At 54.6% G+C, this 19,366-nt stretch carries 19 protein-coding genes, 1 tRNA gene and 3 pseudogenes; 10 read left to right on the top strand and 13 right to left on the bottom strand.

Features of this window, described 5'->3' with window-relative positions; genetic code table 11:
• Positions 1-181: 181 nt before the first annotated feature.
• The 5 genes from yacG to pilB all read right to left on the bottom strand — a co-directional run bounded on the left by yacG (position 182) and on the right by pilB (position 4,865).
• On the bottom strand, positions 182-391 hold the full coding sequence (yacG, locus tag PKO50_RS25950) for a DNA gyrase inhibitor YacG (protein ID WP_089390516.1): 210 nt from the start codon (positions 389-391) through the stop codon (positions 182-184).
• Positions 388-996 carry a dephospho-CoA kinase gene (gene coaE / locus PKO50_RS25945; RefSeq protein WP_089390517.1) on the bottom strand — a complete coding sequence of 203 codons (609 nt, stop codon included), beginning with the start codon at positions 994-996 and terminating at the stop codon, positions 388-390. The genes yacG and coaE overlap by 4 nt, the downstream gene beginning before the upstream one ends.
• Positions 997-1,065: 69 nt before the next feature.
• Positions 1,066-1,938 carry an A24 family peptidase gene (locus PKO50_RS25940; protein WP_275627641.1) on the bottom strand — a complete coding sequence of 291 codons (873 nt, stop codon included), beginning with the start codon at positions 1,936-1,938 and terminating at the stop codon, positions 1,066-1,068.
• A gap of 2 nt (positions 1,939-1,940) precedes the next feature.
• Entirely contained in the window at positions 1,941-3,158 is a 1,218-nt protein-coding gene (locus PKO50_RS25935) for a type II secretion system F family protein (RefSeq protein WP_275627640.1), read from the bottom strand.
• Between the two features lie 3 nt (positions 3,159-3,161).
• Complete coding sequence (gene pilB, locus PKO50_RS25930; RefSeq protein ID WP_275627639.1) at positions 3,162-4,865, bottom strand: type IV-A pilus assembly ATPase PilB; 1,704 nt, start codon at positions 4,863-4,865, stop codon at positions 3,162-3,164.
• Positions 4,866-5,091: 226 nt separating this feature from the next.
• On the opposite strand from pilB, the gene PKO50_RS25925 reads away from it, so the two are divergent.
• Genes PKO50_RS25925 through PKO50_RS25905 form a run of 5 tightly spaced genes read left to right on the top strand, consistent with a single transcriptional unit; the run spans position 5,092 to position 10,238 of the window.
• Positions 5,092-5,493 (top strand): pilin, encoded by a 402-nt coding sequence (locus PKO50_RS25925; protein WP_275627638.1) that lies wholly within the window; start codon positions 5,092-5,094, stop codon positions 5,491-5,493.
• Positions 5,494-5,552: 59 nt separating this feature from the next.
• Complete coding sequence (locus PKO50_RS25920) at positions 5,553-7,451, top strand: hypothetical protein (RefSeq protein ID WP_275627637.1); 1,899 nt, start codon at positions 5,553-5,555, stop codon at positions 7,449-7,451.
• A complete protein-coding gene (locus tag PKO50_RS25915; RefSeq protein WP_275627636.1) occupies positions 7,452-8,327 on the top strand; it encodes a glycosyltransferase family 2 protein in 876 nt (291 codons plus the stop codon).
• A 1-nt stretch (position 8,328) separates the two neighbouring features.
• On the top strand, positions 8,329-9,417 hold the full coding sequence (locus PKO50_RS25910; RefSeq protein WP_275627635.1) for a UDP-N-acetylglucosamine 2-epimerase: 1,089 nt from the start codon (positions 8,329-8,331) through the stop codon (positions 9,415-9,417).
• The gene (locus tag PKO50_RS25905) at positions 9,414-10,238 is read left to right on the top strand and encodes a hypothetical protein (protein ID WP_275627634.1); all 825 of its coding nucleotides are present in this window, start codon (positions 9,414-9,416) and stop codon (positions 10,236-10,238) included. The genes PKO50_RS25910 and PKO50_RS25905 overlap by 4 nt, the downstream gene beginning before the upstream one ends.
• Positions 10,239-11,178: 940 nt before the next feature.
• Here the strand turns inward: PKO50_RS25905 and PKO50_RS25900 are convergent.
• The 4 genes from PKO50_RS25900 to PKO50_RS25885 are packed head-to-tail and all read right to left on the bottom strand — an operon-like array spanning position 11,179 to position 14,192.
• Complete coding sequence (locus PKO50_RS25900) at positions 11,179-11,847, bottom strand: hypothetical protein (protein ID WP_275627633.1); 669 nt, start codon at positions 11,845-11,847, stop codon at positions 11,179-11,181.
• A gap of 23 nt (positions 11,848-11,870) precedes the next feature.
• The gene (locus PKO50_RS25895; protein WP_275627632.1) at positions 11,871-12,188 is read right to left on the bottom strand and encodes a hypothetical protein; all 318 of its coding nucleotides are present in this window, start codon (positions 12,186-12,188) and stop codon (positions 11,871-11,873) included.
• Positions 12,185-12,877, bottom strand: coding sequence for a class I SAM-dependent methyltransferase (locus PKO50_RS25890; RefSeq protein WP_275627631.1), 693 nt, complete (start codon positions 12,875-12,877; stop codon positions 12,185-12,187). The genes PKO50_RS25895 and PKO50_RS25890 overlap by 4 nt, the downstream gene beginning before the upstream one ends.
• A gap of 10 nt (positions 12,878-12,887) precedes the next feature.
• Positions 12,888-14,192 carry a nucleotide sugar dehydrogenase gene (locus tag PKO50_RS25885; RefSeq protein ID WP_089390525.1) on the bottom strand — a complete coding sequence of 435 codons (1,305 nt, stop codon included), beginning with the start codon at positions 14,190-14,192 and terminating at the stop codon, positions 12,888-12,890.
• Between the two features lie 192 nt (positions 14,193-14,384).
• Between PKO50_RS25885 and PKO50_RS25880 the strand changes: the two genes are divergently transcribed.
• From PKO50_RS25880 to PKO50_RS25860, 5 genes and pseudogenes are all read left to right on the top strand, one after another.
• Positions 14,385-14,460, top strand: a tRNA-Thr gene (locus PKO50_RS25880).
• Positions 14,461-14,611: 151 nt separating this feature from the next.
• Positions 14,612-15,685: a diguanylate cyclase gene (locus PKO50_RS25875; RefSeq protein ID WP_275627630.1), complete on the top strand. Its 1,074-nt coding sequence runs from the start codon at positions 14,612-14,614 to the stop codon at positions 15,683-15,685.
• Positions 15,682-15,972 (top strand): annotated as a pseudogene (locus PKO50_RS25870) (type II toxin-antitoxin system HicB family antitoxin); the annotation flags it as partial. The gene PKO50_RS25875 and the pseudogene PKO50_RS25870, both read left to right, overlap by 4 nt.
• A gap of 154 nt (positions 15,973-16,126) precedes the next feature.
• The gene (locus PKO50_RS25865; RefSeq protein ID WP_109931572.1) at positions 16,127-16,354 is read left to right on the top strand and encodes a DUF433 domain-containing protein; all 228 of its coding nucleotides are present in this window, start codon (positions 16,127-16,129) and stop codon (positions 16,352-16,354) included.
• On the top strand, positions 16,351-16,683 hold the full coding sequence (locus PKO50_RS25860) for a DUF5615 family PIN-like protein (protein ID WP_109931574.1): 333 nt from the start codon (positions 16,351-16,353) through the stop codon (positions 16,681-16,683). Before PKO50_RS25865 ends, PKO50_RS25860 begins: the two co-directional genes overlap by 4 nt.
• A gap of 12 nt (positions 16,684-16,695) precedes the next feature.
• On the opposite strand, the pseudogene PKO50_RS25855 reads toward PKO50_RS25860, so the two are convergent.
• The 4 genes and pseudogenes from PKO50_RS25855 to nadC all read right to left on the bottom strand — a co-directional run.
• Positions 16,696-16,911: pseudogene (locus PKO50_RS25855) on the bottom strand (nicotinate-nucleotide diphosphorylase (carboxylating)); the annotation flags it as partial.
• Positions 16,905-17,580: pseudogene (locus PKO50_RS25850) on the bottom strand (HipA domain-containing protein). The pseudogenes PKO50_RS25850 and PKO50_RS25855, both read right to left, overlap by 7 nt.
• The gene (locus tag PKO50_RS25845; RefSeq protein WP_089390530.1) at positions 17,580-17,831 is read right to left on the bottom strand and encodes a helix-turn-helix domain-containing protein; all 252 of its coding nucleotides are present in this window, start codon (positions 17,829-17,831) and stop codon (positions 17,580-17,582) included. Before PKO50_RS25845 ends, PKO50_RS25850 begins: the two are co-directional and overlap by 1 nt.
• A 419-nt stretch (positions 17,832-18,250) precedes the next feature.
• Positions 18,251-19,099, bottom strand: coding sequence for a carboxylating nicotinate-nucleotide diphosphorylase (nadC, locus tag PKO50_RS25840; RefSeq protein WP_275627629.1), 849 nt, complete (start codon positions 19,097-19,099; stop codon positions 18,251-18,253).
• Positions 19,100-19,366: the final 267 nt, after the last annotated feature.

The raw sequence follows: 19,366 nt of genomic DNA, 5'->3' as shown, positions 1-19,366 counted from the left end.
CCTCGTTCGCGGGGGTGACTGGATCAAAATTCGCGTCTCCCATGTCGCCCCATTGTAGGAGCGGGCTCTGCTCGCGATTCGCGCGCAGGGCGCGCTCCTACAGGGGAATGGCATGGCTCGGCCCGCGTAGGATTCATCCGCGATGCCGGCCAACAGGCCGGCCCATCCAACTCGCGAACCCTCAATGCCCCCGCAGCGGCGGTGCATCCAGCTCCGCGGAGAACACGTCGTCCTCCAGGTCGTTGCCGGGAATCGCATGCTCCTCGGCGGCCCAGGCGCCCAGGTCGATGAGCTTGCAGCGCTCGGAGCAGAAGGGGCGGTAGAGGCTCTTGGCGCTCCACTCCACCGGGGCGCCGCAGGTCGGGCATTCAACGGTCAGGGGCTGGCTCATGGGCGTCCTCCGCGCAGGCTGAGATAGAAGTCGTGCAGGCGCTCCACTTCGCGCTGCAGGTGGCCGAGATCGCGGTCGTTCAGCAGTATGTCATCGGCATGCTTGAGGCGGTCGTCGCGTTGCGCCTGCGCCTGCAGGATGGCGCGCACCTGTTCCTCGGGGACGTTGTCCCGACGCACGGTGCGCTCCAGTTGCAGGTGCTCGGGGGTATCCACCACCAGCACCCGCTGGGCCATGCGGTGCTGCCCGGACTCCACCAGCAGCGGCGAGACCAGGATGGCATAGGGCGACTCGGCCTGCGCCAGGTTGCTGGCGATTTCCTGGCCGATCAGCGGGTGCAGCAGCTGCTCCAGCCAGCGGCGCTCCTCCGCGGACTGGAAGATGCGCTCGCGCAGGGCCGCGCGGTTGAGGCTGCCGTCGGGCAGCAGCATGGCTTCGCCGAAGCGCTCCACGATACTCGCCAGCGCCGGCCGGCCGGGCTCGACGACCCAGCGCGCGGCATGGTCGGCATCCACCATGTGCACGCCAAGGTTGGCAAAGTGGGCGGCGGCGGCGCTCTTGCCGCTGCCGATGCCGCCGGTGAGGCCAAGAATCCAGGGTTTCATCGTACTCCTCGCGCCTGGCTCCCCGTCGTCCCGCGAACGCCGGGCCGAAGGGGCAGCGCTCGGGCAGGATTACCGGAAGCCGGCGAACTGCAGATAGGTAGTGGTTATTTGATCACCCCAGAGCAGCGCAATCCAGCCGGCGATGGCCAGATAGGGCCCGAAGGGGATCGGCGTGCCGGTCTCGGCGTTGCGCAGGCGCAGCAGAATGACGCCCAGCACGGCCCCGACCAGGGACGAGAACAGGATGGTCAGCGGCAACACCTGCCAGCCGCCCCAGGCGCCGAGCATGGCCAGCAACTTGAAGTCGCCATAGCCCATGCCTTCCTTGCCGGTCAGCAGCTTGAACAGCCAGTACACCGACCACAGGCTCAGGTAACCGAACACCGCCCCCCAGAGCGCATCGCCCAGGCTGGTGAAAAGCCCGAAGTAATTGACGATCAACCCCAGCCAGAGCAGCGGCAGGACCAGCGCATCCGGCAGCAACTGGTGGTCGACGTCGATCAGGCTCATGGCCAGCAGCCCCCAGGTCAGCAACAGCATGGCCCCGGCCTGCCAGGTAAAGCCGAAGTGCCAGGCAACGAAGCCGGAGAGCAGGGCGGTGGCCAGCTCGACCAGCGGATAACGCGCACTGATCGGCGCCTTGCAGGCCGAGCACCTGCCGCGCAGGGCCAGGTAGCTGACCACGGGGATGTTCTCCCAGGCATGGATCTCATGGCCGCAATGTGGGCACTGGGAGTTGGGCAGGACCAGGTTGTAGGTGGCCTTCTGCTCGGGCTGGGGCAGGGAAAGCGCATCCCGCGCCTGCTGCTGCCATTCCAGCTCCATCATCTTCGGCAGGCGGTGGATGACCACGTTGAGGAAGCTGCCAATCAGCAGGCCGAGGAGGGCGGCGCATAAAACAAAGGCCAGCACGTGGCTGGCCAGGAAGTCGAGTACAGGCATGCTTAGACGACGGAGCCCAGTTGGAAGATGGGGAGGTACATGGCGATGATCAGGCCGCCGACCAGTACGCCGAGGACAGCCATGATCAGTGGTTCCATCAACGTTGTGAGGTTGTCTACAGCATTGTCGACTTCTTCTTCGTAAAAAGTCGCTACTTTATCCAGCATGGAGTCTAGGGAACCCGACTCTTCACCAATTGCAGCCATTTGTATGGCCATACTGGGGAATATTCCCGTAGTTCGCATGGAGAAGTTCAATTGAGTACCCGATGACACGTCCTGTTTGATCTTCGTGACGGCATTTCGAAACACCACATTACCTGTGGCGCCAGCAACCGAGTCTAAAGCCTCTACAAGAGGCACCCCGGCAGCAAAGGTTGTGGCCAGTGTACGGGCATAACGCGCAACGGCGGATTTGTAAAGAATCATGCCGATCACAGGGGTTTTTAATAGCAAACGATCTACGGAGTCCCTGAATTTCTCGGAGCGCCTATACGCCTCACGAAATGACAAACCGATACAAAAAATAGCAATTATAACTACAAACCACCAAGACTGTAGGGCTTCTGAGATATGAATAACGAAGAGAGTGAATGCCGGAAGTTCAGCTCCAAAGCCTTGGAATACAGATTGGAATTGTGGGACTACCTTGATCAGCAGAATGGATGAAACGATGATCGCAACAATAATAACTGCGATCGGGTAAGTCATAGCTTTCTTGATCTTGGCTTTCAATGACTCGGTTTTTTCTTTATAGGTGGCGACGCGGTCCAACAGAGTTTCTAATGCGCCGGACTGTTCGCCAGCATCGACTAAGTTACAGTAGAGATTGTCGAAGTATTGCGGTTTCTTGCGCAGCGAGTTGGCAAGGCTGTTACCGGCCGCCACTTCCTGCTTGATATCTTCGACCAGTTTTCTCATATTGGGATTGTCGAAGCCTTCGGCGATAATATCAAAGGACTGCAGCAGTGGGACACCGGAACCCATCATGGTAGCCATCTGCCGAGTGAAGAGAGCTATGTCCATGGGCTTGATGCTTTTGCCCTTGCTCAGCAGCGAAATGCCTTTTTTGCGTACCTTGGTCGGGTTGATACCCTGCTTGCGCAGTTGCGCCTTGACCAGCGCGGTATTGGTACCGGAAAGCTCCCCTTTTACTTTCCCACCCTTGCGGTCCGTACCCTCCCAGGTAAAGACGCTTATCTTCACTGCTTTTTCCGCCATGGATTAATCCTTGGTCACGCGGTTGACTTCCTCGAGGCTGGTAATGCCTTGCATGGCCTTGAGCAGGCCCGAGATGCGTAGGTCATTGAAGCCTTCTTTGCGGGCTTGCTCCGCGATCTGAATGGAGTTGCCTTCCTCCATGATAATCCGCTGCAGCGCAGGCGTGATTTTAACCACTTCATAAATACCCACGCGACCCTTGTAGCCATTCTTGCAATTTTCGCACCCCACGGGGGAGTACAGCTTGAAGCTGCCGATCCGCTCCTCGGGGAAGCCCTCATGAAGCAGGGTTTCGCGTGGGATATCGTGCTCCTTCTTGCAGTGGGTGCAGAGCTTGCGCGCCAGGCGTTGGGCGATGATCAGGTTGGTCGATGTAGCCAGGTTGAAGGAGGCCACGCCCATGTTCAGCAGGCGCGTGAGGGTTTCTGCGGCACTGTTGGTGTGCAGGGTGGACATCACCATATGGCCGGTCTGCGCGGCCTTGATGGCGATCTCGGCGGTTTCAAGGTCGCGGATCTCACCGACCATGATCACGTCCGGGTCCTGGCGCAGAAAGGCGCGCAGGGCCTGGGCGAAATCCATGCCCTGGCGAGGGTTGACGTTGACCTGGTTGATACCCTCCAGGTTGATCTCCACCGGGTCCTCTGCGGTGGAGATATTGATGTCTGGGGTATTGAGGATGTTCAGGCCCGTATAGAGGGATACCGTCTTGCCCGAGCCGGTGGGGCCTGTCACTAGGATCATGCCCTGGGGCTGCTTGAGGGCTTCCAGGTAAAGTTCTTTCTGCTCCTCCTCATAACCCAGCGCATCGATGCCCATCTGCGCGCTGGCCGAGTCGAGAATCCGCATCACGATTTTCTCGCCCCACAGCGTAGGCAGGGTGTTAACGCGGAAGTCGATGGATTTGCTCTTGGATACACGCATCTTGATGCGACCGTCCTGGGGCTTGCGCCGCTCGGAAATATCCAAGCCGGCCATTACCTTCAGGCGTGCGGAGATGCGACTTGCCAGTTGAATGGGGGGTTTGGCTACCTCGTGTAGCATACCGTCGGTACGGAAGCGCACGCGGTAGACTTTTTCGTAGGGCTCGAAGTGCAAGTCGGAGGAGCCCCCCTTGATGGCGTCCAACAGCATTTTGTTGACGAAGCGGACCACTGGGGCATCGTCGGCGTCCCCTCCGATGGACTCTTCTTTGCGCTCGGTGTTTCCACTTTCGATATCCAGGCCTTCTAGATCGACGTCGCCTAGGTCATCCAGCCCGCCGGTAGCGCTCTCGAAGAGTTTTTCGATGGTATCTCCGAGCTTGTCGTCCTCAACCAGGATGGCCTCAGTGGTCAGGCCGGTACTGAACTGAACGTCGGTAATGGCCTGGTGGTTGGTAGGGTCGGAGATACCCACAAAGAGCTTATTGCCTCGGCGCCAGAGTGGGATGACTCGGTGTTGGCGCACCAGCTTTTCGCTGACTAGCTCCTTGGGAAGACTGTCCTTGTCGATGGCTCCCAGGTCGCAGAAGGCAACACCGAACTGGTCAGCCGCTAGCTCCGTCAATGGGCGGCTTTTCACCAATTTGTTCTGCACAAGATAGGTGACCAACGACAGCTTGTTGCGCTGAGCCTGTTGTTGCGCTTGCTGGGCGCTCTTCTCGTCAAGAAGCTCGGCGATCACTAGTTGGCGGGCGAGGCCGGAGAGCACGACTTGATCGTTCATGGATTCAGGGCCGACAAGGGATTCATCGGCTCTTATAACCCACGCTCTCTCGAGTGCCAAATGCCAGTACGACGAGTGCCATTTTTTGTCAGTTGCTGCCTGTTACCGGCACGAAAAAGCCCTTTGCAGTCGTAGGAAGCCTTGAATATCAATGTAGGAAATTGGCATGGCCTGTGCTTGATAAGCCTCAGGTCATCGGACCGCTACCCTATTCAAGGAGAGTTGCATGAAAGTTCAAAAAGGTTTCACCCTGATCGAGTTGATGATCGTTGTTGCGATTATTGGTATTCTGGCTGCTATTGCTATTCCTGCTTACAGTAAGTACCAAGCTAAAGCTAAGGTGGCTGCGGGCTTGGCCGAGATTTCTGCCGGTAAGACTGCATTCGAAACCCGACTGAATGATGGCGACACCGTCAGTACTGTCGCTCAGATTGGCCTGACTGCTTCTACCTCTAACTGCAACATTAGTGTTACTGGTAACTCTATCGAGTGTGAGCTGGTTCATGCTCCTTCTCAAGTTGAAGGCGGGACTATCACTTGGACTCGCACTGCATCCACTGGCTCTTGGGCCTGTGCTACGGATGGTTCCAAAATTACTGATGAATATGCGCCGAAAGGCTGCCAGTAATTACAGAGCTGAGAAATGGACCGCCTAGGCGGTCCATTTTTTTATTTGAGTTCGAGGGAATGAATCTGAAGCGCAATGTGTTTTTTTTAGTAGCGACTCTCGCATGGGGAGTTTGCTTGTTTGTAGCCTATTCATTTGGGCTGTCCGGGACGTTCTATTACGACGACCTGCGCCCACTATCAGGTCTTTCCACCGTTAACGACCTCTCCTCGGCTATGATTTTTACCCTGGGCGATATCTCCGGCCCGCTCGGGCGTCCGTTGAGCATGCTCAGCTTTCTGCTTAACCTGAATGATTGGCCAAATAACCCTGCTGGATTTCTGCTGATAAATAGCCTGCTGCATGTCATTAATGCAGGGCTGGTGTTGCTTATTGCGCGTGCTGTATTGCTGTTAAGAGGCAGTTCGTATTATATCGCGAATTTTGTAGCCCTTTTGATTGCCGTTCTTTGGTCTGTGCTACCTATTCAGGTTGCCGCGTCCCTTATTATCGTTCAGCGTATGGCAGGGCTTTCGGCGTTCTTCGTATTCTCTGGAGTGCTAGTATACATACATGCACTTCGCTCATTGGATGAGCGTAAATTTGGCAGTGTTCTATATCCTTTGGCAATGCTTGGTGGCATGACGGCCCTCGCGATGTTTGCCAAGGAAAATGGCGCATTGTTGCCTGTCTTTATATTCGTCCTAGAGTTAACTCTGCTCGCAGGTGTGGCTACCGTTGCCCCTTGGCGGAAGCTACGTTTATTGCTTAGCGGTACCGCAACGCTATTGCTGCTGGGATATCTGCTCGTGAGAAGTTTCTTCAGTACCGATTATGCCGGTCGAGACTTTACACTAGGGCAGCGCCTTCTGACGGAGCCTGTAGTGCTTTTTGACTACTTGCGTTCCGCATTTCTCCCGGATCCATTCAATATCAGTCCATTCCATGATCAATACCCAATACTGAGAACACTCGGCTGGGGAAACGGGCTGGCGATTGTGGTCTTGGGCGGAGGCTTGGTTACTGCCCTGCTGCTGCGCCGACGTCTCCCGGTCCTGTCGTTCGCTGTATTGTGGTTTCTCGCCGCGCACGTGCTTGAGTCGAGCGTTGTTGGTCTGGAACTCTATTTTGAGCATCGCAATTACATTGCTCTCTTTGGTCCTTGTCTGGCGATTGGCTGGGGGGCGTTCGGTCTTGCGCAACGCTATCGCAAGATTGCTCTCAGTGTGGTCATCGCCTATTGCTTCGGGCTTTTCGCCATCCTCTGCCAAGTGACGGCACTATGGGGTAAGCCGTTGGATGCGGCGCTAGTGTGGTTCGATAGCGCCAGGGGCTCTCCCCGGGCTGCCGAGCATCTCGCCCAGATGTTCTTGAACAAGGGGAAAGTTTATGAGGCGGGACGTGTCATGGACATGCAGGCCGAGCGATGCCCGAGTTGCGTTGGCTCGACTGTGCAGGCGATGCAGTTGTCGTGTGTCGAGGGCCGGAATGCTGATGTGCGCAAATATTACGAGCGCGCACTGAGCCTGGCTTCAACCTCCAATCTAGGGAGTGCTCCGTCGGCGTTGACAGGCGCTTTCAAACAAATCGAATCGGGGCAATGCAAGGCCCTCACCTTCAATGATTTACGGCGGCTGAACGATGCCATGGCCAAGGCTCAGGAGCAGGGCGGGGCTAATCACTATCTGCTGCACTTGTATTCTAACCTACAGCGTTTGGCCGTAGAGCGGGGCGATGATCAGGATGCGATGCTCTATCTGCAGAAGGTTTGGGCCATTAAGAACGATCCTGGTGTGGCAGAGATTCTGGTGGGCTACTGGTTGCGCCAGCAAGAGTTCGATAAGGCACGTGATTTTGTCAGCGGCGAAATGTGCCGAGGCTTGCCGCTCAATCCCTGGTTGGCGGACGCACGGCGTGAACGCTGTGCCGCGGCGATGGCGCATATCGAGAAAGAATCTTCAAAGCCTAAGGAGGGATAAGTGGAGGAGCGCGGACGAGATCTCTCGATTATATTGCCGGCCAAGAACGAAGCGCAGGGTCTATTACTAGTGCTGCCGGAACTGCGGCAGTTGTATCCGTTGGCGGAGATCATCGTTGTCGACGACGGTTCCGCCGACAAAACTGCTGAGGTGGCGAGCAGCCTGGGAGCCAAGGTGGTTCGTCATCCTTATAGCAAGGGCAATGGCGCGGCTATCAAGACTGGCCTGCGTAATGCGGGTAGGTCTGTGGTGGTCTGCATGGATGCCGATGGCCAGCACTGTCCTGCGGATATCGAACTGCTATTGAGCAAGCTGTACGACGGTTATGACCTAGTGGTCGGCTCCCGCTCCGGTACAGCCCAGGCCGGAATGCATCGTGGCTTGGCGAACGCCTTTTACAATCGCCTGGCCAGTTGGATGGTGGGGCAGCCGGTGGCGGACCTCACGTCTGGATTCCGCGCGATGCGCCGGGATTTGGTTGAAGAGTTCATATGTCTGCTGCCGAACGGCTTCTCATACCCGACCACTACAACCATGTGTTTCTTCCGCGCAGGGTACTCGGTGGCATATGTGCCCGTGGACGTGAAGCCGCGCTTGGCGGGAACTCATAGCCACATCAGGCTGTTTCGTGATGGCATTCGCTTTCTGATGATCATCTTCAAGATCGGCACGCTCTACTCGCCGCTGAAGATCTTTCTTCCCATTAGCGCCAGTCTATTCTCCCTAGGACTGGGTTACTACCTTTACACCTTTATAGAATATTCACGCTTCACGAATATGAGTGCATTGTTGTTCACAACATCTATCATGGTTTTCCTGATGGGACTGGTCTCTGAGCAGATCACAAATTTGCTCTATAGCCGCATCGGGGAATGACATGATCTACGTTGTGTTGGGCACTAAGGCACAATTGATCAAGATGGCGCCGGTGCTGATGGAATTACGTGACCGAGGTCTTGAGTACAAGTTTATCTCAACAGGACAGCATAAGGAAACGACAGACGATATCTTGGCTAATTTCCAGATCTCTGGTCCGGAAGTGGTACTGTATCAAGGACATGATATTGTTTCGATCCGGCAGATGTTGGCTTGGGGGATTAAGGTAGTTGCTCGTGCGTTCCGTTCTCGCCAAGTATTATTTCCTAAAAATAACGGTTTGGTACTTGTGCATGGTGATACCGCCTCGACCCTATTGGGAGCATTGATTGCCAAGCTGGCGGGGCAGAAGGTTGGCCATGTGGAGGCCGGACTACGCTCCTACAACTACTTTCATCCTTTTCCCGAGGAGTTGATACGAATAGCAGTTGGCCGCCTTGCCGATATCAGGTTTTGCCCTGGTCAGTGGGCAGTTCAAAATGTTTCAGGGTACCGTCTGGGACGAAACGTTGATATTGGAGCCAACACTTTGCAGGACTCGCTTAGGATAATTTTGAGCAGACATTCGAGTCTTGATCTACCGATCCCCGACGAGGAGTTTGGGGTCGTCAGCATTCATCGTTTTGAAAATATTAAGGACAAGCGTTCTCTACTAAGAATTGTAGAGTTAATTGAGCTTATTTCTGGTCAGTTTTCGCTGTTGTTCATTCTTCATAAGCCTACCGAACGTAAGCTTCGGCAGTTTGGACTATTTGATAGGCTGTCCGCTTTGCCGGGGGTGGAGTTTCGGCATCGCTACGACTATTTGAGGTTTATGCGCTTGGTGATGGCTGCAAAGTTTGTTATTAGTGATGGTGGAAGTAACCAAGAGGAGTGCTTTTATCTAGATAAGCCTCTTTTACTGTTACGTGCTGCAACCGAACGTCAGGAAGGATTGGGGAAGAACTGTGTGCTTTCGGAGTATGCACCAGTGAAGGTTAAGGAATTCATGGAGTCGTTACGGGAGCGTCAACCCACTATGCCTAATGAATTACTGGGTTCACCATCTGCTCGGATCGTTGATGTTTGTGAAGAGTACTGCGTGGAATGACGAGAAAGTATGCAGTTCGCCTCGATATTGATACGACGGTTTGTGCGCGCAAGCTGATCGATGTTGTTGAACTTGGAAATAGGCTGGGAGTTAAATTCACCATATTTGCCAATATGGGGCGCTCTGTAAGTTTGTCAGCTGCATTTTTACGGCGATTATCTCAACGATCAGTTCGGGGTAATCCGACAGAGCCGATGATGAAGCTGTCAATACGCGATAAGATTGGATGGAAAGGTATTTTGGAGAGTATTCTGATAAACCCTGAGTTGCACAGGCTCTCTGCTGATGCATTGCTCAAGGCACGCGACAGTGGCCATGAAATTGGGTTGCATGGTGGGTTAAATCACAGTTTATGGCACTTTGCAGCTAGCTCTATGGACGCTGATCAAATGCATAGATTTCTGACCCCGGCTATCGAGCGCTATCAAAATATCTTAGGTTACAACTCCTTTGGTTTCTCTAGCCCTGGATTCAAGAGTAGCCAGCCTGCATATGAGATTCTGGCGGGGGCTGGGTGTGCTTATCTGTCTGACTTCATTGATTGTACAGGGAGAGTAAGATGTTCTCCATGTGGATTGCCCGACGTTCCCGTTACGCTTAGTGCAGCGAATACTGTCGATTTTCTAGAGTGGTATGTCGCTTCGGGTGCAAGTAGCCCGTTGGAAAATGCAATTGAGCAAAGCATTGGTGAGGATGGGTTTGGGGTTTATTATTCGCATCCCTGCTTTATTGCAGGGAAGGGAAAACAGGTATTTTCCCAATTTGTCTGTGCTCTAAGAGAACAGGCAGAAATAGTTACCATGAGCGAACTGGTCTTATAAGATTTTATGTGGGGTTATATGCTTGAAAACAAGCGTAAAGAAAGATGCTAAGACAAAGGTTAAGACTAGCTGAATAGATCTATCTAATATAAGTACAGCTAGAAGTGTCCCTTGATCTAACCCTAGCCAAACACCAAGCGCCGTCAGTGAGAGCTCTTTATATCCAAGGTTTCCCGGTGTTAATGAAGCAATGGAGAGTAGGACGCTGGCTGTGGATAAAAGAATGCAGTCCGTAAGTTTAAACGACATCCCTGTACCATCCAATAGCTGGTAAGTAATTGCGCTTGCGATGGCTATTTGTAGTGTATTAAGTATGGATAAGTGTAATGTGTCTCTAATGGTTAGGCTTTTAAAGGGCTCGGTCAGACTTGTTAACCAAGGCCTTGGTTTGCTTTTTCGTATAACGTATAGAATTAGTGCGATCGCTCCAAGTAGGCCTAGGCTAATGGCCGATAGGGCTAAACTATTAGGTATAAGTTTTGGCGCGTAGCCTATGATCGCCATTGTGATCAATATGCTGCATAGAATATTAAAAACAGATGAAATTAAGAATTGTGCTGCGCTCGTAGTTATCGAAATGGAGAGATATTTTTTTAAGATGGCTGCGCGGCTGGTGAACTGTGCAAGACGGAATGGAGCTATGTAGTTGAGGGCGCTAGATATTTGATTGACGCCAATGAAGAATGCTATAGATTTTGTTGGAGTGATTTTGTCGGTTAATGACTTTATTATTAGGGCATTGATTAGGTGAAACGCTATATAGAGAATCAAGATTATGAAAAGGTTTTCCCTAGGAAAGCTTAATAGAGCGTAGAGGTCACCTCTATGCAGATAGCAGTAGCCCGCAAATACAATTGATATAACGATGGGGGTTAGTTTTTTTACTATTTTTTTAATTTGCATCGAATAAATTTGATGAAAGGGGTGAGGTCTTTGAGGTCTATATGAGCAAAAGCCCAGTTTCTTTTTTCAATAGCTCTTTCAGCACTATTTTTTTCATGTATGAGGGGGCCTTAAGAAAGGCAAGAGGCAAGCCTTCATGAATCCATAGCGCGGTGACTCTGCTCTTAGCCTCTGTTGGTGTAATGCATCCAGTTAATGCTTGATGATAAAGCTTTGGGAAGTTTATGCCAAGCTGCTCACCAATTGCATGCTGTAGCCAGAACCTGCCGTTAATCTCAATTAGCCACAGTGTTTCATCTTCCAGAATAGCCTCTAATTCAAAAATTCCTTCATAGCTAATGTGCCGGAGAGCGCTCTCCGCTAATTTTCTAAGGCGCGCTCTTATTTCTTCTGAGTCAATCGTTGATACCATTACTGCTGTTCCTCCTGGGTGAGGGTATTCCAGCAGTTTTCGCGTGTATATTACTGTGTGCAGTTTTCCCGCTAAGAAAAGTCCAGCAATGGAAAGATGATTGTATATATTAGAGTTGAGTCTCTGTTGCTTTACGTAGGTTGATGCATTTCTAACATATTTTGTTGTATATAAAAAACCTTTATCTACAAGGCTGGAGTCGATAAAGGATTTTCTTGGTTTTATTATTTCTTCCGATCTAGTAGGGACTTTATCGGCAAGCCGCGTTAGGGGAGTCGGAAAGCATGGCGACATTATTTGGAAGAATTTGAGCTTGTCTAAAATTGTTTCTGAGCAGTTATAGGGAGTTTTAAAGAATAAAAAACCATGTTCTTGAAGTGTGGAAGAGTTTTTTGCAATAAACTCAACCCAGTAATCGCTTGTGGGGTATAGAGTCTTGGGGGGGGGGCTTTTAATGAAAGTAATGTTTCTAGAACCTCCTGCTCGTTTTTTGAGAGAAGCCTCAGTCCCTTCGCATATTTTGTAGACATTGCTGGTGAGCAGTCATTGAAGTCTAGAATGATAGAGTTGGGGTCTTTTAGTAGCCTGGCAATGGCTAGTGCATTTGCACTTCCGCCGAGAATGATGTGGCTCATGGTTTTATTATTAGAGTCAATTCGTTCGCAAAGAAAAGGCTTTTGTGAAGGCCGAGTTTTTGAATGACTGGCAAAAGCCAGCGGCAGTTTCTTTGTGAAAAATTCTCGAGCATATTGTCATGCGGCACTATTTCGAATGGGCAGCCAATCGCCGTCCCTATCTCAATAAGCTCTCCCTTTGAGTATCTGCGAAAAGAGAATAACCTATTTCCCATGATGCATTTCCCATTGCTTATTAGCGTGTCTAGGTAGTTGTGTTTGTTATGTGCAAATATATAGGCGATTGATTTTGTTACTCGTGTCTGCTCTTGAATTATTTTTATGGCGTCGGAGTTGTTGAAGTATATTATCAGACCGGAGTGAAAAGTGACGCCGAAGTGCCTGTCGCGGAAAGGAAGATTAAAAGCATCTGCCGCGCAGTTAAGTATATTTTCGGTTTTTCTATTGACCATTGATAGTTCGTTAAGATCTGTTGCTACGAAGATTTTTTTGGAGAGATTCTTTGCTAGGTAGCTCAAGTCCTTGGCGCTGAAAGCTCCTTCTTCTAAGAAGCTTTCAATTTCATCTAATAAGTTTATTTGTTTTAGATGACTTATTATGAATTCTGCTCTTTTGGGGCGACCTTTTTTATAGGTACTGACATTGTCTAGATAGAGTTTTTCCCAATCCAAATTTTGAGGGTTTTGCATTATGGGACCCTCAAGCTTGTACGGCCTTGTCGTATGGAAAAACCCCTCGTGTGTCAACAATTAGTCTGGCGCGTTTTGTGATGTCTGAGTAGTTGAATATGTCGTGATCTGTGGTTAATACGACACAGTCAAATTTCTCGATAATTCCTGGGCCCAATTCAATGGAGTTGAGTTCGAATGAGTAGTCGCGTTTCTCAGGGAAGTTCGGAATATGTGGATCTGAGTACTCTACTTCGGCGCCTTTGTCGCGAAGAAGCTTCATTATTTCGATTGCCGGTGATTCTCGAGAGTCGTCAATGTTCTTTTTGTAGGCAATTCCCAAGATTAGAATGCGACTGCCTTTAATAGATTTGCATCTATCGTTGAGCGCATCTGTTACCTTCTGTACTACCCATTTTGGCATAAAGTGATTGATCTCTCCGGCAAGTTCAATGAAGCGGGTATTTATGCCATACTCTTTGGCTTTCCATGTTAAGTAGAAAGGGTCGATTGGAATACAGTGCCCGCCAAGCCCAGGTCCTGGATTGTAACGTACGAAGCCAAAAGGTTTTGTTGCGGCCGCCTTTATGACCTCATGGATGTTGATGCCCATTCGGTCTGCAACTATTTTCATTTCATTTACGAGTCCGATATTGACTGCTCGGTGGATGTTTTCCAGAAGTTTGGTCATTTCAGCTGCACGTGGACTACTGACCGGTACCATTACCTCTATGGCTTTGCTATAGAGTGCTTTACCTAAAGAAAGGCATTGTGGCGTCATGCCGCCAATTATCTTGGGAATACTCTTGGTATCGAATTTTGGATTTCCAGGGTCCTCTCGTTCAGGTGAAAAGACTAATGCACAGTTTTCTCCTGGGATGAAACCGCGTCGTACAAGTCTAGGGGCCAGCTCCTCTTCCGTAGTACCTGGCCAAGTGGTGCTCTCTAGGCTTATAAGTTGCCCTTCGTGAAAATGTGGGAGAATAGACTCCACTGTGTTTATGACAAAACTAAGATCCGGTTCGTGATGAGAGGTGAGCGGTGTTGGGACGCAGATGATTAGTGCATCGGCTTTTTGTGTTTGTGCGAAGTCACAAGTTGCCATGAATCCGTTTGCTAGAGCTTTTTTTATTGAGCCTGAGTCTAGGCGCTCAATATAGCTTTTCCCTGCGTTTAGAGCATTAACCTTTTTTTCATCAATATCAAATCCGATAACCCTTATGCCGACTTCTGAAAAGCGCAATGCAAGTGGGAGTCCGACATATCCAAGGCCGTATATGCCAACGATTGCTGTGCCGTTAGATATTTTGGTTTGAAGTTGCTCAAGCATGCTCATGAATACTTCCAACTAGTATGTAGGGCTATTCTGGCGAGTTTTTCTCGTGCTGGGAATTGTTGGCTTGGCGGATACGATAATATGTGATGTCGCTCTCGTGATAGGGACGCTGTGCGGTTGTGTGGTTGCAGAAGCAAAAGCCCTGCCAGCAATTGCTTTACATTCATTAGAATGCTAGCTTACGCCCCGCCCGCCGGTGTAGCTCAGTCGGTAGAGCAGCTCATTCGTAATGAGAAGGTCGGGGGTTCGATTCCTCTTACCGGCACCATCTCTGGCAAAGGCCCCGCTTCGGCGGGGCCTTTTGCTTTTTCGGCTCCGAAACCGTCGTATCCGCCGCATGGATGCTATCGAACGGCCATCAGGCGCCGGACTATACTGCCGCTGCCCAGGGAAGCTTTCGGTGAGGAAGGGAGCGGTCTGTGAAGCAGTCGAGTGAGTCCGCCAGGTTCAGCCGTTCCTATGCCCAGCGCGTGCTCTTGCCGCGCGCGGTGGGTTTGGCCGTGGGGTTCTTCTGTGTCGCCGGTGTGCTCTGGGGGAAGGGGTATTCGGCGTGGCTGTGGGGGCTGCTGCTGTGGTTCTGCTACCTGTGGCCCCTGATGGCCTACCAGGTCACCTCGCGCTCGTCGCGGCCGAAGGAGCTGGAGCGGCGTTTCGTGCTGTTCGATTCGCTGATGGGCGGGTTCTGGATCGCCACCATCCAGTTCAACGTGCTGCCCTCGGTGATGATGCTTTCCATGCTGGCGATGAACAACACCGCGGCGGGCGGGGCACGGTTCGTGGTCCAGGGCTTCGTGTTGCAGTCGCTGGGCATGGTGCTGTCCGGCCTGGTGCTGGGCTTCGGTTTCTCGCCCGACACCTCCCAGGCCGAGCTGTACGCCTGCATTCCCATGCTGGTCATCCACCCCATGACCATCGGCCTGGTGCTCTACCGCCTGGCCATCCAACTGTCGCGGCACAAGAAGGCGCTGCGGGACCTGAGCCGTACCGACAGCCTGACCCAGCTGTTCAACCGCGGTTACTGGAAGGAGCGCCTGCAGCAGGAGTTCGAGCACTGCCGGCAGGCGCAGCAGCAGGCCTCGCTGGCATTGATCGACGTCGATCACTTCAAGGCCACCAACGATAGCCACGGACACGTGATCGGCGATCTGGTGCTGCGTCGCCTCAGTGAGTTCATGCGCAGCCATCTGCGGGCCGAGGACCTGGCCGGGCGTTATGGCGGCGACGAGTTCTGCGTGCTGTTGCCGCGGCTGGAGCCGGAGGCGGCGCGGGAGGTCCTGGGGCGGCTGTCCCGCGAACTGGCCGCGGAGGCCTGGGAGCGGGTGCCGGAGTTGCGCGTCAGCCTCAGCATCGGCATCGCCGGTTTCGATCCGGCCATGCCCGACGCCACCGAGTGGCTGCGCCGGGCGGACCAGGCGCTCTATGAGGCCAAGGGGCAGGGGCGCGACCGCATCGTCCTGGCTTCCGAACTGGACGCCGCGGCGCGCCTGGCCTAGAGGACAACTGCCTGTTCGGCAAGCTGCTCTTCATCCGTGCGCTGGTCAATTACGAAGGCGAGACAGTGAGCGAATTGCAGGCCGCCTTCCGCGAGGCGGTGGACGACTACCTGGCCACCTGCCAGGAACAGGGGCGGGAGCCAGAGGTGCCCTGCAAGGGATCGTTCAATGTGCGGGTCGGCCATGACCTGCATCTGGCCGCGAGCGTGGCGGCCAACCGGCAGCGCATGAGCCTGAACGACCTTGCCCGGCAGGCGCTGAGCGAATATCTGCAGCACCATGGTTGAGGCGCCGAATACCCTCGAAGAGGCGCTTGCTGGATGAGCTATCGGCCTCGTGGCGCTGACCTGGCCCGTCGCGCCGCTACAGGCCAAGCTCGCTATGCGAGCCGAGGCGGATGATACAGTTGGATGACGTTACCCTTTCAACTGAGACAGAGCCATGGCGGATGAGTCGAGGATTACCCTGGAGCCCGGCAAGCGTGGCGGGAAACCCTGTGTGCGCGGGCTTCGGATAACCGTGGAGGATGTCCTGAGCTGGCTGGCCGCCGGAATGAGCCAGGAAGAAATCATCGCTGACTACCCGGAGCTCGAGCGTGAAGACATTCTCGCTTGCCTGGCCTTCGCGGCGGCTCGCATGAAGCATTCGGCGTGGATCAAGGCGGCATGAAGCTGTTGCTGGACGAGAATCTTTCCCGGCGCATGTTGCCCTCCCTGGAAATGGACTTTCCCGGTTCTTCCCAGGTTGCCTTGCTCGGGCTCGAGCAGGTAAGTGATAGGCGGATATGGGAATACACGAAGCAGCGCGACTACGTGATCGTCACCAAGGATGAGGACTTTCATGATTTGCAGGCAGCTTGGGGATATCCACCCAAGGTGATCCTGCTGGCGATGGGTAACGGTTCGAACCAGTCAATCGTCCAGGCCCTTTGCAATTCGGCAGAGCAATTGAAAAGGAGCCTGGAAGACGAGCGCATCGGCCTGGTGGAGCTGATCTGACCCGCGGCGCCGTTACAGGCTCAACCGCATCGACAGGTCCAGCGCCTTGACGTCCTTGGTCAGGGTGCCGATGGAGATGTAGTCCACGCCGGTCTCGGCGATGCCGCGCAGGGTGCTCTCGTTGATCCCGCCGGAGGCTTCCAGCTTGGCGCGGCCAGCGGTCAGGGCCTGGTTCGGTTCGTCCGGGTCTTCCACCTTGATTTCCACCGGCTTGCCCGGGCCTAGCCGAAGGTCCTGGCGAAGGGTTCGGCGCTGTGTCGGATGGCGGCCACCACCCGGGGCGCTTGCTCGCAGAGCTCGGGGTGGCTCGCCAGCACCTTTTCCACCGCTTGCAGTTGCGCGCGCATATGACTTCCGGCCGGGCCACATCACATACCCTGGCAAGGTCCAGAAGCCCTTGCCTCGACGCGAACAGCGACTTGTTGCCGGCAAGGTCCGGGGCAAGCACGTCCTCTGGGATATAGGCAGTGGTATTGACGATGTCATAGGCCGGTGCCAGCCGCGCGTCGCCTTGTGTCGGATCCGAATAGAGCAGGCCGAAATTCTTCAGGTGTGCGTCGCCATTGCCGACGATGCAGCTCAGGGACACGATGCCGAAAAACTGTTCCAGGGAGGCTGGCACATACTCGGGAGGACAGAACAGTCGGATGGCCTTGGCAATGGCCGCTTGGCCAGGCGGTTGCGCAGTTGTTCCAGGACATAGCCTTCGGGCAGGTTCATCTGGAAAATCGGGTGCAGCTCGCGATGGCGATACTCTTCCTGGCGCACAGGCATGAGCAGGCTGACCGCGGCGCGCGCATCCGCCCCTTCCTGATAGCGAAACAGGTAGTCATCTGCGCTACTGAAGAGCCTTCCGCTCGGACCTTCTGGCGTTGAAACCTTCAGCGTCACCGGCATCAGTCGAACACTCCCTGGATTTCCTCCAGCGTAGGTCTCGCTGCCGGTACGAGCGCGAACTCGCAGTCCAGGGCGCCGAGGATGCGGGCATAGGCCATCATGGCGACCGACAGGCTGCCTTTCTCGGCGGCGATGATCTTTTGTCGGGTGAGCCCGGCCATGGAGGCAAGCTTGGCCTGGGTCAGCCCGCGATTCAGGCGCCTTTGTCGAATCTGCTCACCCAGGCGGGTTGAGATGAGGGAATAGTCCATGTTCTGAATACGTGACAAGGCATGTGTTATGTAACGTATACGGAACCTGCTGGAAAGGCAAAGCCCTGGGTCGCCTACGCCGCCCCACTCGCACCATTCCCTTGTAGGAGGGCGCCCCTGCGCGCGAATCGCGGGCAGGGCCCGCTCCTACAGGTAGCCGGGAAGCACGGTATTCCTCCCCCGTAGGACCTTGTCCGCGATGACCGGGCATATCGGCGCGATTCGCGGATGAGATCCGCTCCTACGCTGCCCCACCCACGCCATTCCCTTGTAGGAGCGCGCCCTGCGCGCGAAATCGCGGGCAGGGCCCGCTTGTGGCTTCGCTGGGAGGGGCGCGGGTTCTCATGCCAAACCCGCAATGCCGTTCCCCTTCCTGGTGGCCCGTCGGCCTGGTGGAGCTGATCTGACCCGCGGCGCCGTTACAGGCTCAACCGCATGGACAGGTCCAGCGCCTTGACGTCCTTGGTCAGGGTGCCGATGGAGATGTAGTCCACGCCGGTCTCGGCGATGCCGCGCAGGGTGCTCTCGTTGATCCCGCCGGAGGCCTCCAGCCTGGCGCGGCCGGTGGTCACCCGCACGGCGGTGCGCATGTCCTCCAGGCTCAGCTCGTCGAGCATGATGATGTCGGCGCCGGCGGCCAGGGCCTGGTTCAGTTCGTCCAGGTCCTCCACCTCGATCTCCACCGGCTTGCCCGGGGCGATGCGCCGGGCCTCGGCGATGGCCTGGGCGATGCCGCCGCAGGCGGCGATGTGGTTTTCCTTGATCAGGAAGGCGTCGTACAGGCCGATGCGGTGGTTGTGGCAGCCGCCGCAGGTGATCGCGTACTTCTGCGCCAGGCGCAGGCCGGGCAGGGTCTTGCGGGTGTCCAGCAGCTTGACGCCGGTGCCTTCCACCAGGTCCGCATAGTGGCGCGCGCGGGTGGCGGTGCCGGAGAGCAGCTGGAAGAAGTTCAAGGCGCTGCGCTCGCCGCTGAGCAGGGCGCGGGCCGGGCCCTGCAGGCTGAACAGCGTCTGGTCGGCGCTGACCCGCTCGCCGTCGCGCACCTGCCATTGCACCTGCACGCGCGGGTCGATCTGCCGGAAGACTTCGTCGACCCAGGCGCAGCCAGCCACGGTGGCGTCCTCGCGGGTGATGACGCGGGCCTGGGCCTCGCGTTCGGCGGGGATCAGCTGCGCGGTGATGTCGCCGCTGCCGATGTCTTCGGCCAGGGCGGCGCGGACGTTGGCCTGGATTTCCCCGGTGAGGTCGGCAAGGGTGAGGTTCGGCATGGCGGGCTCCTGATTCGCGGTGGCGGGATTATACGGGGCGCGGCGGCGGCCGTGTGCATCCGCGGTGGCCGCCGGGAGTCGGACGAACGGTGGCTGTTCTTGTGTGAATTTCATCAAGAATGCCCTTGAAGGCTCTTGGTTGTAATCGGGGGTTCTCTATAATGAATAAGATGATTCTTATTTTTGACGCCATCTGATTGACGTTACGGACAACGCTCCCCCGAACATTGCCGTCGAAGCCCTGGCAGGCCCGTCGGCAGGAGACTT

It is taken from the genome of Pseudomonas sp. 273, from assembly GCF_029201425.1.
GTDB lineage: Bacteria > Pseudomonadota > Gammaproteobacteria > Pseudomonadales > Pseudomonadaceae > Pseudomonas > Pseudomonas delhiensis.
This window is presented reverse-complemented; position numbering and strand designations above follow the sequence as displayed.